The sequence below is a fragment of the Variovorax sp. WDL1 genome, assembly GCF_001541225.1.
Taxonomy (GTDB): Bacteria; Pseudomonadota; Gammaproteobacteria; order Burkholderiales; family Burkholderiaceae_C; genus Variovorax.
On sequence record NZ_LMTS01000233.1, the window covers coordinates 74,916 to 87,729 of the forward strand.

The 12,814-nt window shown below is 67.5% G+C and carries 13 protein-coding genes; 1 reads left to right on the forward strand and 12 read right to left on the reverse strand.

Annotated elements, in window-relative coordinates:
* The 6 genes from APY03_RS44690 to APY03_RS28595 form a co-directional block, all read right to left on the reverse strand.
* Positions 1-345, reverse strand: a 345-nt coding sequence (locus tag APY03_RS44690; RefSeq protein WP_232324451.1) for a universal stress protein, incomplete at its 3' end; no start/stop codon positions are given.
* Positions 346-456: 111 nt separating this feature from the next.
* Positions 457-579 carry a hypothetical protein gene (locus APY03_RS45420; protein ID WP_269475631.1) on the reverse strand — a complete coding sequence of 41 codons (123 nt, stop codon included), beginning with the start codon at positions 577-579 and terminating at the stop codon, positions 457-459.
* Between the two features lie 84 nt (positions 580-663).
* The gene (locus tag APY03_RS28575; protein ID WP_068682267.1) at positions 664-1,173 is read right to left on the reverse strand and encodes a DoxX family protein; all 510 of its coding nucleotides are present in this window, start codon (positions 1,171-1,173) and stop codon (positions 664-666) included.
* Between the two features lie 289 nt (positions 1,174-1,462).
* Positions 1,463-2,452, reverse strand: coding sequence for a Bug family tripartite tricarboxylate transporter substrate binding protein (locus APY03_RS28585; RefSeq protein WP_068682271.1), 990 nt, complete (start codon positions 2,450-2,452; stop codon positions 1,463-1,465).
* Positions 2,449-3,057 carry an RBBP9/YdeN family alpha/beta hydrolase gene (locus tag APY03_RS28590; RefSeq protein WP_068682273.1) on the reverse strand — a complete coding sequence of 203 codons (609 nt, stop codon included), beginning with the start codon at positions 3,055-3,057 and terminating at the stop codon, positions 2,449-2,451. The genes APY03_RS28585 and APY03_RS28590 overlap by 4 nt, the downstream gene beginning before the upstream one ends.
* 17 nt (positions 3,058-3,074) lie before the next feature.
* Positions 3,075-3,986: a TauD/TfdA dioxygenase family protein gene (locus tag APY03_RS28595; RefSeq protein WP_068682275.1), complete on the reverse strand. Its 912-nt coding sequence runs from the start codon at positions 3,984-3,986 to the stop codon at positions 3,075-3,077.
* Positions 3,987-4,105: 119 nt separating this feature from the next.
* Here APY03_RS28595 and APY03_RS28600 point away from each other — a divergent pair, with 119 nt between their 5' ends.
* Positions 4,106-5,101, forward strand: coding sequence for an AraC family transcriptional regulator (locus APY03_RS28600; protein WP_068682277.1), 996 nt, complete (start codon positions 4,106-4,108; stop codon positions 5,099-5,101).
* 28 nt (positions 5,102-5,129) lie between these two features.
* On the opposite strand, the gene APY03_RS28605 is transcribed toward APY03_RS28600, so the two are convergent.
* From APY03_RS28605 to APY03_RS44695, 6 genes are all read right to left on the reverse strand, one after another.
* Positions 5,130-6,134 carry a Bug family tripartite tricarboxylate transporter substrate binding protein gene (locus APY03_RS28605; RefSeq protein WP_083944619.1) on the reverse strand — a complete coding sequence of 335 codons (1,005 nt, stop codon included), beginning with the start codon at positions 6,132-6,134 and terminating at the stop codon, positions 5,130-5,132.
* A 15-nt stretch (positions 6,135-6,149) separates the two neighbouring features.
* On the reverse strand, positions 6,150-7,322 hold the full coding sequence (locus APY03_RS28610) for a 3-keto-5-aminohexanoate cleavage protein (RefSeq protein ID WP_180988647.1): 1,173 nt from the start codon (positions 7,320-7,322) through the stop codon (positions 6,150-6,152).
* Between the two features lie 788 nt (positions 7,323-8,110).
* Positions 8,111-10,549 (reverse strand): HEAT repeat domain-containing protein, encoded by a 2,439-nt coding sequence (locus tag APY03_RS28615; protein WP_146039384.1) that lies wholly within the window; start codon positions 10,547-10,549, stop codon positions 8,111-8,113.
* Positions 10,447-11,601, reverse strand: a complete 1,155-nt coding sequence (locus tag APY03_RS28620) for a hypothetical protein (RefSeq protein ID WP_068682281.1) — start codon at positions 11,599-11,601, stop codon at positions 10,447-10,449. The genes APY03_RS28615 and APY03_RS28620 overlap by 103 nt, the downstream gene beginning before the upstream one ends.
* A 3-nt stretch (positions 11,602-11,604) precedes the next feature.
* Positions 11,605-12,408, reverse strand: coding sequence for a hypothetical protein (locus APY03_RS28625; protein ID WP_146039385.1), 804 nt, complete (start codon positions 12,406-12,408; stop codon positions 11,605-11,607).
* A 144-nt stretch (positions 12,409-12,552) separates the two neighbouring features.
* On the reverse strand, positions 12,553-12,814 hold a 262-nt coding region (locus APY03_RS44695; protein ID WP_232324452.1), incomplete at its 5' end, for a hypothetical protein.

Here is a 12,814-nt window from a genome sequence, read left to right on the forward strand (position 1 = left end):
GGACCGCAGCGAACGTTCGCGGCTCGCGCCCGCAACGACCAGGTCGGCACACCGCGCAGCGCTCGCCACATCGTCGTCGGTGTTGAAGGTCCGGGTCACGGTGCGCACATCGATCCCGTGGCGCTGACGGAGTTGCAGTGCGTGGTGCGACAGTCGGCATGCGGCATCGGGGCAAGGGAGTTCGCCGCCCGGGGCCACGTACATGAGCTTCAGCGTCGCGCCGTGCTCGGCGGCAAGTTGCGCTGCGCGGGAGAGAACGGCGTTGGTCCCGGCTGAGAAATCGGTGATGGCGAGAATCGAGTCAAGGTCGGTGAGCGTGCGCTCGCCGTGAATCGTTGCATGCATTGACGCACTCCATTCGTGCGGCGCCTGTGCTTGAAGGCGACCGCGAACGCGCGGGACTGGTGCCCGGCGGTGAATGGTTGCGCTGAAGGGGGAAGGAGCGGACCGCCGGGCTCAGTGATGTGCGGGCGTCTGCTTGCGACGCACCGCCGCGAGCCTGCGCGCCCGAACGGTTGCGGCAGCAACGAGCAGTGCCGCCGCTGCGGCGTGGGCCAGGATGAGGGTGGTGGTCAGCATGCGGCCAGTCTAGGGTGCGGGGGTGGATGGGGCAAGCAATGACCTCAGGGTTCTTGCCAGATAGCGGCTCAGGCACGATGGACCTCATGGTCGAGGCCCTGAAGGGCTGACAGGCCAAGGTCCAGATGAACCCGTCTTGCCAGAAGCCGGCAGGACCATGGCCCAGATCCACCACAGGATGAAGAGCTGCAAGGGTGCCCGCACCAGGAGATAGGCGGGCCCCCAGGCGTGGCCGCCCATCGGGACGTGCTGGAGCGCCGCGTAGACGTTCGCCGGAAAGAAGGCCACCAGGACTATCGCGGCTGCCCACGCCCCTGCCCGCCGCGATCGGCGGAAGAAGAGTGCCACGGTTATCGCGATCTCGAGCCAGCCGGTCAGATAGACCAGCGCTTCTCTCGCCGGAACCCAGGACGGCAGCATTTGCGCCATGGGCTCTGCCTGGATGAAGTGGCCGCTCGCCGTGAAAAGGAAAAGCAGCCCCAAGCCTGCGGCCGCCGCAGGACGCAGATCCTGCGACGGCCGACCACGCGACACGAAGCGGTAGCCAAGGTAGGGCACCACCAGGATCAATACCATCAGTACGGGTGTCAGCATGTTCGTCACTCCTGTAGTTGCCCGGATTCTGTGATTGCCTGCGGCCCTCCGCGAGAGCCATGCGATGAAGCGGCAGAAACGTGGAGTGAAATGCATCGTCGGCGGAGCGAGCGGCTCGAGATCCAGAAGACGGCGATGCCGTCGAATGGGCTCAGCGTGCCGACCAACGCGAGCGCAACGTTCCTCGGCACCTTCTGCTTCTCACGACGGCTGCATGGCATGCAGGCCAGTTCGAGCCGGCGCGACGACAGGCCGACAGCCTGCGGCTAGTCTTCGCCGAATTGGTGGCCTACTCCGGCTGGAAGTTGATGGCCTTGAGCAGCGCAGCCTGTTCGTCGTACGCGACCTTGGCATCCGCCATCATGGCTTCCGATGTCAGCGGCTCGCCGGGCTCCATGCCCATGTCGCGCAGGCTGCGCTTGACGGCCGGCTGGTCGAAATGGCCGAGTGTCGCGGCCCGGATCTTCTGCTGGATCCCGGGCGCCACGTCGGGCCGCGACCAGACGGCGAACCAGCTCGCCTGGGCCAGTTGCGGGTAGCCCAGCTCCTTGAAAGTCGGGACATCGGGCAGCGCGCCGATGCGCGTCGGATAGCTCACGGCGATCGCATCGATCTTCCCGCTCTTGATCAGCGGCAGCGAGGTGGTCACGCCATCGAACATCAGCGGCACCTGCCCGCCCATCAGGTCCACCAGGGCCTGGGGCGAACCCTTGTAGGGCACGTGGCGCATCCGGATGTTGGCGAGGTGGCCGAACTGCATGCCCAGGGTGTGCCCCTTCATGCCCGTCGCGTACGACGCGAAGTCCAGCCCGTCCTTCTGCGCCTGCCCGTACTTCACCACGTCGCCCACGCGGGTCAGGTTGAGCGACTTGTTGGCCACCAGGACAAGGCCGGTGCGGCTGATTTGCGCCAGGGGCTTCATGTCCGTGAAGGGCTTGAAGCGGACCTTGTTGACCAACGGCATCTCGCTCACCGCGCCAACCTGGATCACGAGCAAGGTGTGACCATCGTGGCCGTTGGCGAGCAGGTCGTTGATGGCGATGATGCCCGAGCCGCCGGGCTTGGCCTCGACGATGACCGGCTGGCCCGTGCTCTTCAGGCCTTCGGCTGCCTGCCGCGCCAGCGCATCGGCCGTCCCGCCCGGCGGGCCGGCAACAAGCAGGCGGATCGGCTTCGTGGGCCAGCTGGCTTGTGCCATGGAGGCGCAGCCCCAGGCGGCCAGGGCCGCACCGATTGCCAGCGACAGGCCCAGCCGTCTCGTCTTGTCATGGTTCTTCATCGTGTCTCCTTGTCCTTGTCCTGGCCATGCGATTGCAATGGGTCTATCCGGCCCAGTTCGGCAATGAACGCCTCGGCCTGCGGCCACGCGCCGAAGCCCGAGGCGGGATTCAAGTGCCCCACGGCACCCAGTTCGACGAAGCGGCTTCCCCACGCATCGGCGAAGACGCGAGCGCGTGCCAGCGTCGTCAGGGCGTCGTTGCTGCTCGCCGCCACGATGCTGGCGAAGGGCAGCCGGGTCAAGGGGATGGGCAGCCAGCCGTTGGCTTTCAGCTGGTCGCGCGTCGGGTAGCCGGCGGGCATGGGCGTCTCCACATCGGCGGGCGCCGCCAGCAGCGCGCCCCGGATCTCTCGCGTGGCGCGCTGTGCCCAGTGCGCCACCATCATCGCGCCGGCGCTGTGGGCCACGATGACCACCGGGCCATCGACGCCGGCGAGCGAACGGTCGATGGCCGCGACGCGCGCGGCGCAGCTCAGCTTGTCGTGTTCCAGCGGCGGCACGCTGCGCACCTTGGGCAGCCTGGCGGCGAGCAGCGTCTGCCAATGATCGGGCACGTGGTCGCGCAGCCCGGGAACGATGAGGACGGTGACGTCGGTGGTGGGCATGGTGGTGAGTCAGGGAGTCAGAAAGGCCGATCTCCGACGATGGCCGCACGCTCCATCCTGCGGTGGCAGGGCGGGTAGTCCATCACGGCGTAATGCTGCGTCGACCGGTTGTCCCAGAAGGCCACGCTGTTCTTCTTCCAGCGAAAGCGCACCTGGTACTCGGGGATGTTGGCCTGGCTGACCAGGTAGCTCAGCAGGTGCGTCGAGCCCGGCGCCTTGTCCAGGCCGAAGCGCACGTTGGCCGGCGTGTTGTAGTTGGTGAAGTGCGTCGTGAAGCTGCCGTTCACGAACAGGATCTTCTCGCCCGTCTCGGGGTGCGTGCGCACCACGGGATGCTCCGCGTCCGGGTACTTCGCCTTCAACGCCAGCCGCTGCTCGATCGGCATCGCCGCGCCGAAGCTGGACTCGATGCCGTGGCGCGCGCGCAGCGGCTCGATCTTCGCCTTGATGTCGTCCGGCAATTGGCGATAGGCCTCCACCATGTTCATCCACATGGTGTCGCCGCCTACCGGCGGGCATTCGACGCATCGCAGCACGCAGCCCATGGGCGGGATCTCGCGCCAGGTCGCATCGGTGTGCCAGGAGTTCTCGTTGCGCTCCGGCGGGCTGTCCGGCGTCTTGTAGATCTGGACCAGCCCCGGATGATCGGGATGGCTGCCGACCACGGGATGGTCTTCCAGCTCCCCGAAGCGGCGGGCGAACGCCACGTGCTCCGCACGCGTGATGTCCTGGTCGCGGAAGAAGATCACCCGGTGCCGCAGCAGCAGCCGGCGCACTTCGGCCAGCAGGTCGTCGTCCTCCGCCACCGCGCCCAGGTGCACGTTGCCGACCTCGGCGCCGATGGTGCAGGTCAGCGGCTCGACGTGCACGGACCGGGTGCGCGACGCGGCCCGTATCACGCCGGGCGCAGCTTCTCGGTCTTGCAACATGACAGGATGCCCTTTGTAGAATCGTTCGATGCATCGAGTGTCGATGGCCACCGCGATCGATGCTTGTCTTTCGATGACAGGCGCTTAGCATTTCACGTCACCCGCTGGACCCACGCCCGATGGCCACGCTTGTCCGCGCCGCATGCCTCACCAACTACCGTGAGGTCGCCAGCGCATCCGGACTGAATCCGGAGCGCATGCTGCTCGATGCCGGCCTCAGCCCCGGCGTGCTGGACGAGCCGGACTTGATGATCCCCGTGGAGCGCGTGGGCCGCCTGCTGCAGGCATCCGCGGAGGCCTCGGGCAATGAATGCTTCGGCCTGGGCATGGCGCGGTCCCGCTTTCTCTCCAACCTGGGCGCCGTCGGCCTGCTGATGCGCGACCAGGCGACGCTGCGCGATTCGCTCGAGCTGCTGATGCGCTACCAGGCCATGCTCAATGGCGCGCTCACGCTGGCCATCGAGGAGGACGAGCACACCGTGGTGATCCGCGAGGTGCTCATCGCCGGCAGCACCCACCAGCCCACCCGGCAGCGCGTGGAGCTGGCCCTGGGCGTCATGGTTCGCGCGATCCGCCAGTTGCTGGCGAGCGATTGGCGGCCGCGCCGGGTCTGCTTCGAGCACGGGCCGCCCAAGGACCTGGCCCAGCACATCCAGCTCTTCGGCCACGGCATCGAATTCAATCGCGAGTTCAACTGCATCGTCTGCGACCGCTCGGACCTGGACACGCGCAATCCGTGGGCCGATCCGGCCATGGTGCGCTACGCGCAGCCGCTGGTGGACGCCTCGCTCGAGCAGCACGACGTTTCAATGCTGGACGACGTTCGCCGCACGGTCCTGCTGCTGCTGCCCAGCGGCCGCTGCAGCATCGAGAAGGCGGCCGAGCACCTGGGCCTGGCGCCGCGCACGATCCAGCGCCGGCTCGCGGAAGAATCGCAAAGCTTTTCCGGCCTGGTCAACGACCTGCGCAAGGAGCTGGCCGTGCGCTACGTCCACGAAAGCGACCGGCCCCTGACCGAAGTGGCGGAGCTGCTGGGCTTTACGCCCAGCAGTTTCTCGCGCTGGTATCAGTCGCAGTTCAATTGCAGCGCCAAGGAAAGCCGCGCGCAGCGTTGACTCGGCCCCACCAGGCCGAGCCCCGCATTTACTTCGCGATGCCGGTGGTGCCCGCCAATTCGAGCCGGTTCAGGATCGCGCGGTTCTGCTCCAGCGTACCCGCCAGCTTCTTCTGGAGCGCCGCGTAGCTCGCAGGCCTGACCTCTTCCAGCCCCTGCGCCGCCAGCATTTCGCGGAACCGGGGCGACTGCTTGACCCGCTCCGTCTCACTGCGGATGCGCTCCTGCATCGATGCGGACATGCTGCTCAGGACGAACACGCCCACGCTGGCATCCGGCATCACGAGCTCGGGGTAGCCCGCCTCGCCCATGCTGGGCACGTTCGGCAACAGCGCCGAGCGCTCGCGCGAGACCACGCCCAGTGCCTTGAGCTTGCCGCTCCTGACCAGCGGCGCCACGTTGCTCACCACTTCGAAGGTCAGCTGCACCTGGTCGCCCATCAGGTCGGCCAGCGCCGGGGCCGAGCCCTTGTAGGGCACGCTGACGATGCCGCCGCCGCTCTTCCCGCGCAGCATCTCGCCCAGCAGGTGGGAGCGCGTGCCGGCGCTGAGGTTGGCGATGGCCACCGCATCCTTCGTGCGCTGCGCGTGGCCGATCGCTTCCCGCACGCTGTTGGCAGGCAGCTGCGGGTTGGCCACCAGCACGTGGACCATGCTCGCGACATCGGACACGTAGGTGAAGGTCTTGAGGGGGTCGAACGGCGTCTTCACGATCAGCGGGAAGTCCGTCAGGATGCTCGAAGGCCCCACCATGATCGTGTGCCCGTCGGCCGGGGCTGCCATCAATGCGCGCTCCGCCACGACGGCCGAGCCGCCGGGCTTGTTGTCCACGATCACCGTCTGGCCCAGGTGGGTGCGCAGCTGGTCGCCCAGCAAACGCGCGACGTTGTCCGAGATGCCACCGGGCGGGGCCGGCACGATGATGCGGATCGGCTTGTCGGGCCAGTCCGCGGCCTGCGCCGGCACGAGGGCCGCCAGGCCCAGCAGGCCGGCCGCCAGGCACGCGCGCACGCGTGCTGCGATGAATCGATGCATGAGCGGCCTCGTCGTTCAGTCGGCCAGTGCGTCGGCCGTCGTCGCGCTCCAGGCCCGGTCGGCCAGGAGCGCCAGGCGCCGCGCGACCCGCGCCTGCCGCGGCGCCTCTGCCGCGCGCTGGCTCTCGCCGGCGAAGTAGGCGCCGTCGTAGTGCAGGAAGCCGCGCTGGCCGGGCTTTCGCAGCGGCGGGTAGCCGTCCTTCGCCAGCGTCTCCTCGATGCTGCCGTACTGCACGCCGATCTGATAGATGCGCCCGGCTTCCTTCCCGGTGGCGATCTCGCGGTTGAGCTCGCGCGAGATGCGCACCAGCTTTTCAACCTGCCGCACGGAAGGAATGCGCTGGCCCAGGTCGTCCTGCAACGTGTCCTCGATGCCGCAGCGCACGTGCATGCCGAGGCAGATGCCCATCGTGGTCAGCGGCCAGGTCGGGCGGTTCGTCCCTTCGATGGTCAGCACGGCACCATCGGGCACATGGTTGATGAACTCCATCATGGCGCGCGGGTTGGGCCCGTCCATGCCGCCGCCGATGGCCACCCAGTTGAGCACCAGCGGCCCCATGTACTTGCCGCGGCGGATCATGCGGCCCAGCGTCTCGAGCTGGGCCAGGTGGCCGATCTGGAAGTGCGGCTGGATGCCGTTGGCCACCAGGCGGCGGATGTGCTCGTCGACGAAGGCGGGGCCCGCGGGGATGGTCATCTCGCGGTAGGGGCTGTTCTCCAGCCCTTCCCAGGAGGTGCCGATCACGTCCGTGTCGGCCTTCAGCTCGGCCGTGTTCATCTGGCTGGTGTTGATTGCCACCGTGACCTGGTCGGGACGCGGCGTCAGTTCGGCCAGGCCGTGGCGCGTGTCGTCGTTCAGCCAGCGCGCGGTGTCGCCTTCGCTCTCCGGCGCGAACGAGATGGAGCCGCCCACCTGCAGCACCATGTCGGGCACGGCAGTGCGCAGGCGGTCGAGCATCTCGTTGAACATCGACAGGCGCTTGGAGCCCTTGCCGTCCGCTTCGCGCACATGCACGTGCAGCACCGTGGCGCCGGCGTTGTAGCAATCGACGGCTTTCTGCACCTGCTGGGCCATGGTGACCGGCACATCGTCCGAATCGCCAGGCAGCCATTGGGGGCCGTAGGGGGCCGCCTGGATGACCAGGGGCTGTTGGTTTTCGGGGAGAAGGGAATCGTCCAAGAAATGCATGGTTGTCTCCTAGGTGGGTGGCTTGCCATCGGGTGCGATGGAGGGACCGATCTTTGGAGGGATGGGGCGGTGGCGCTTGGCGTTTCGCGTCTTTGACTTGCCGGTTGACGACAGGCGGGGCGCGGCAGAGTTCCGCGTTCCCCAAGACCGGCGAAGCCGACTCCGACATGGCGGCGCCCCCGGCGCCATGTTTCGCACTGGTGGCTCGCCTTCCGTGCTCAAGGTCTCAGAGCCTGCTGCTGCGGCGAAGGGCGACAGATCTTGCCGCGTTGCGCGCTGGATAGCGTGCGGCTCCGATGCCGGGTTGACGCTGATGCGGTCGCTTGGCGCAGTGAGCCGGTGCGGCGGCTCCAGACTGGCTGCCGCCGCTCGCCTTTCGCGGCTGAATGTCGCCCAGAACCGAGACCAATCGCTCGCTCATTTGAGCCGGCGGTCCGCTCAACATCCGAACCGGCCGTCCCAGACATCGTTCGATGAACCGCAGGCCGCCGCCGACCTCGTCATTGCCTGCGACGCGATCATGCCGTCTTATTGCGGTGCCTTTGCCGACCTTCGGATGTGGCGCGTCAATGCAATGGATCACGATGGCCTTGGTCCGGAGGCGACGACATGCTGCCGCTGGCCGACATGTCCCTCGGTGCGCGATGGTCGAAAAATACACCACTGCCGCACTCGTCAAGTCGTGGTTCGCGTGTCTGCTGGACGAGGCGCCGCTTCATCCACCGGCGCAAGCGGCATCCGAGAACGTCCCTACATCTGCCGCCCGGCTCTCGCGCGTGTCAATCCCGTCATCGATTGCCCCGCTGTTGCGTCAACGCCACTGGATAGCCCCAGTCCTTCAGTCGGGCGATGATCTGCTCGATCGCAACAGCGTGCGCGTAGGGCTGCTCGTCGGCACGGATCATCGCGATGAGCTGCCACTGGCTGTCGAACAGCGCGCCGCCGGAGTAGCCTCTCCTGACTGTCGTGGACTCGAAGACCACCTGGATCCCGACCGACCTGTCGAAGTGATTGGCCTGTGCCGGCATGTTCGCCAGCTCCACCGGCAGCCCCACGGCGTAGACCTTCGCGTTCGGCTCTAGGCTCTGCGTTCCCCCGATTCGATCGAACGGCAGGATGTTCGACACGACGACTCGGTGCTGCGCCGGATCGCGGATCTCGAGCACCGCGAGATCCAGATCCCGGTCGCTGTGCTCGAGGAGCAGAGCGGGAATCGCTTCTCCCGGCAGCATGTTCAACCTCACAGTCGGTTGGGACAAGGTCGACATTCCCTGGCGCACCAGATGGCGCGCCGTCGCGATGTAGAGGCGATCGGCGTTCGATCCAAACACGATGCCGGTGCCGACTACATCTTCGCCGTCAAGCCGCCCTGAAATCTGCACGACCAGGCTGCGGCCCTTGCGCTCCGCGACGCGTTCCTCGCTCTCGGAAAGAGGAGACCGCACGCCCTCGCGGTCCTTCGCGACCAAGTGATCGAGCGCTGCTCTAACGTTGCCGATGTACTTGACTTCGAAGTTCCCCTGCTCCAGTGCCCTCAGCGCTTTCTGCAGTCCGGGGATGGCGGAAACGTCCGAGCCCTTTGAGAGTTCCTCGCCCATCTGGCCGAGGGCGTCGGCGGCGAAGCCGCGCACCTCCTTGTCCTCGTCTCGAAGCGCTTCGGTCAGCGGGGCAAGAGTTGTCTTTTGATGGGCGCCGCCGAACTCGCCCAGCACCTCGACGGCCATGCCGCGAACCCTCTCGTCCTCGTCTTTCACCAGCGGCACGAGCGCCGGCACGGAGCCGGCCGCGGGCGATCCGATCGCACCGAGCGCCGAGGCGGCGTAGAAGCGCGTCTCCGCGTCCTGATGCCGCAGCGCGCGTGTCAGCGCCGGCACCGCCGCCGCTGCCTCCGGGCCGAGCTTGCTCAGTCCGATCGCTGCGTTGACGTGATAGCGCTCATCGTCGAGCAGCTTCGCCAGCGGAGCCACCACGGCGTCACCGCCGATCTCCCCGAGGGCCACCACCGCGTTGAACTTAACTGCGCTGTCCTTCATCGCTTCAATCAACGCCGGCACTGCGGGGCGGGCAGCAGGGCCGAGTTCTCCGAGCGCCACTGCCGCGCGTCGGCGGACCTCGGAATCACCGTCACCGCGCAGCAGCGCAGTCAGCGGCGCCGTTGCAGGCGCACCGATCGCCCTCAGCGCCGAGATCGCATCTCGCCACACATTGACATCGGGGTCACGCAAGCGCGCGGCGAGCGTTGCGACGTGGCTCACGGCGTCTGCCGGGCTGACTTTCAGCAACGCGTCGGCCGCAGCGAGACGAACGCTACTGTCGGCATCACTTTGCGCCACCCTCAGCGCCGCGGCGGCGCTGCGCGCGGCCGGGCCGATGGCAGCAAGGGCCTTCGCGGCGCCTCTTCGTACACCAGCGTCACTGTCCTTCAACGTCGCGCTCAGCGCCGTCACCGCTGCGGTTGCCTGCGGGCCGAGGTCTTCGAGCGTCCACGCCGCACGTTGACGTACCTGGACATTGGGGTGGCCAAGAGCACGTGCAAGCTCCGGAGCCGCAGCGGCCCCGAGGCCCTTGAGCGCGCGGCGCGCGGACATGTAGACAAAACCTCCTGACAGCGAACGGACCAACGCGGGAATCGCCGGCATCGCGGCTGGCCCCATTGCCGCAAGCGCGTCGGCCGCCTCCGCGGCGGTCCTGTCATCGTCATCGGACAGCACTTCAATGAGCGCTGGGATCGCGGATGTGGCGCCGGCGCCGATCTTCCGCAACGCACTAGCGCAGGAAGACCGGACGTAGCGATGCGGGTCTTTGAGCCCCACGATCAGCGCCGCCACCGCGGACCGCGCCTTGGCGCCCAGCCCCTCGAGTGCGCCCGCTGCCCTGATACGAACGTTGTCGTCCGAGTCCCTCATGGCAGCGATCAGCGCGGGCACCGCGGGCTCGCCGATCCTCACGAGGGCGGCTTGCGCCGCAGAAGCGTTGCCTGTATTGCCTTCCTTGAAGCGCTCGATGTGGCGCGCGATTTCCTGCTCGGGACGCGTTGCCTCCTGCGCGCCGGCATCGGCATGCCATGCGCCGACGAGCGCGATGGCGGCAAGGCCGCTCACTATGCGGGTGCGCAACTCGCGTGTCACGGCGTACGACGATACCAGCGTGTGGCGCTGACGATCAATCCATAGAGGAAGATCGTCGCGCCCCAGACCAGCGACAGCGGCTGGCGCGCCTTGAGCCACTGCAGCAGGCTGGGCATCAGGTCGCGGCCGATGTCCTCCTCGCCGGTGGCGACGGCGCTGACCGACCCGCGGAACTTCAGCGCAATTCGATCGTCGAGCAGGCGCAACGATTCGATCCTGCCCTCCGCGACCTCCAGCCGCAGATGCTCGCCGGCTCGCAACGGATGCCGCGCGCCGTCGAGCGACTCGAAGAAGATGCTGCCGCCGAGCACCGTGGACAGTGGGGCCACCACGCTCTTGTGCGGCAGCGCGAACTCCTCCAGCCGCGTCAACGCCAGCGCGTCGACCGGAATCTGCGCATAGAACGGCAGCGCCCCGGCTTCCGCCAGCACCAGATCGACGTCGGTCGTGTCGCCGCGCGATTCGAAGCGGATGCTCGCGCCCGACTTGCCGAAGTCGTGGCGCAGTGGCGCGTCGAGCACCCCCGGCGCGGCGACCGACAGCAATCCCCGGACGTCGGCCTCGAAGGCGATCGGCGTGCCGGCACGCCGGTTCTTTAGCGACAGGCGGTAGGTGCGCGCAAAGCCCATGTGGCGAAGCGATATCAGCGTCCCCGCAGGCGGGACCAGCGCCGCCGTATTGATCGCGCCGCCTTGCCCCGGGGCGAGCGGAACCGCAAGCCGCAGCGCCGACGTGCCCGCCTTCTGCGCCGTCAGTTGCGGCAGCACGTCGGGCGAGATGCGCACTGCATCGACGCCCGACACGCCGAGCTGGGTGACCGCCGCGCGCCCGATCACCGGATGCTCGCGCGCCAGCGCGAACTCGACGGCAGAGGCTTCGATTTCGATCGTCACCCGTGTGTTAGGCACGCGAACCAGGAACAGGACGCTCACCGCGCCGAGCGCCAGCAGCAACGCCGCGGCATGCCACCACCGGCCCGGCGCGGCGCTCCCTTCTTCGGCAATGCGCAGCGCCTTGGAGAGCCGGTCGAGGCTTGCAAGTTCCTCAGCGTCGACATTGCCGCCGCTCTCGACGGCTTTGTGGTTGAGGGCCTCCGAGCGCGCCCGCAGCAGCTCGCGCAGCCGAACCGTCACTGCGGCGGGTTCGTCCATCCCTCAGCGTCCCGGCTCGGCGTGAAGGAAGACGATCTCCGGCACCACCCTCGGCTCACCATTCTTCAGATCGGCGCCGATCGACAACGAGAACATGCGGCCGCCGTCGAGCTCGGAATAGGGAATGCGAAACACGATTGGCCGCTCGGCGGGGTAGAAGCCGTGATCGAGCCCGACACCCTCGCGCAGAACCCGGCCCGGCTTGCCGTTGACGTCGAGGGCGCGAAGCGTCACGTAGACCTCTTGCAATTCCAAGGTGCACAGCAGCACCACGCTGTATTCGCTCGCCGATGCTGCGGCTTCGGCGGGCCGCGCTGTCGGCGTCACATCCAAGGGAAGGACGATGCGCCGCATCGCTTCACCCACAGGCTGTTCGGTCGATGCGAGCAAGCCCACCTCGCTGCGGCTCAGCTCGAGCTGCGCAAGGACGTCGGACGGCCACGTGTACGCCGGCGGGTGCGACGGGCGCTTGGTGTCCATCCGGTAGTGGAGCTTGCGGCGCAGCCCCGAAGCCCGCACCTCGACCTCCCGACCACTTTCGACGCCCGGCCATCTGAGCAGCGACGCCCTCTCCGCAGAGAAGCGGTAGTTCGAGGAGCGCCGGGTGAACGAGACGATCCTCAGCGCGCCGCTCACTTCCTGCGCATAGATGCCCTCGCAGCGGTCACCGCGCTCGGCATACGCGATCGCCCGCGCGCCGGCCGCCTGGAGGCCCGGGTCGCAATGACTTCGCGCCGCCTCGGCCAAGAGCGAGCTCGATAACGCATGGGCCATTACGCAGCCTATCAGCCACAGGTGTCGGCGCATGCGATGGCAAATCCTGCTCGTCACTTCGCGAACGCCTCCCATCACGGGGATTCTCCGCCTTGTATGAAGTTACCGGTCAAGGAGCGGCTCGGCTCTCGTCTATTCTGCGTGCGGCACTTGGATGCGAAACTCAGGCTAGCGATCTTACGCCGTTGGGTCGTAGAAGAGCAGATCCGTGTGGCCACTGCCGCCGAAGTTGCCTGGAATGATCGCCGTCCAATCGCGGCGCCAACCCCTATTGAGGCGCAGCAGACTGATCCCGCCATTTGCATCGGCGGTGTAAAACGCACCTTCGCGAGCGGCCGCTTCATAAAATAGGAGGTCGGTGCGGCCGCTGCTACTGAACTCGCCTGGAACGATTGCCGCCCAATCGCGACGCCAGCCCGTGTGGAGGCGCAAGAGACTG

Excerpts from the sequence above, each read along its gene's own strand:
- APY03_RS28610 (WP_180988647.1), bottom strand. The coding sequence starts at position 7,322 with ATGCATTTCTTGGACGATTCCCTTCTCCCCGAAAACCAACAGCCCCTG.
- APY03_RS28625 (WP_146039385.1), bottom strand. The coding sequence starts at position 12,408 with ATGCGCCGACACCTGTGGCTGATAGGCTGCGTAATGGCCCATGCGTTA.
- APY03_RS28605 (WP_083944619.1), bottom strand. The coding sequence starts at position 6,134 with ATGCATCGATTCATCGCAGCACGCGTGCGCGCGTGCCTGGCGGCCGGC.
- APY03_RS28585 (WP_068682271.1), bottom strand. The coding sequence starts at position 2,452 with ATGAAGAACCATGACAAGACGAGACGGCTGGGCCTGTCGCTGGCAATC.
- APY03_RS28590 (WP_068682273.1), bottom strand. The coding sequence starts at position 3,057 with ATGCCCACCACCGACGTCACCGTCCTCATCGTTCCCGGGCTGCGCGAC.
- APY03_RS28575 (WP_068682267.1), bottom strand. The coding sequence starts at position 1,173 with ATGCTGACACCCGTACTGATGGTATTGATCCTGGTGGTGCCCTACCTT.
- APY03_RS45420 (WP_269475631.1), bottom strand. The coding sequence starts at position 579 with ATGCTGACCACCACCCTCATCCTGGCCCACGCCGCAGCGGCGGCACTG.
- APY03_RS28620 (WP_068682281.1), bottom strand. The coding sequence starts at position 11,601 with ATGGACGAACCCGCCGCAGTGACGGTTCGGCTGCGCGAGCTGCTGCGG.
- APY03_RS28595 (WP_068682275.1), bottom strand. The coding sequence starts at position 3,986 with ATGTTGCAAGACCGAGAAGCTGCGCCCGGCGTGATACGGGCCGCGTCG.
- APY03_RS28600 (WP_068682277.1), top strand. The coding sequence starts at position 4,106 with ATGGCCACGCTTGTCCGCGCCGCATGCCTCACCAACTACCGTGAGGTC.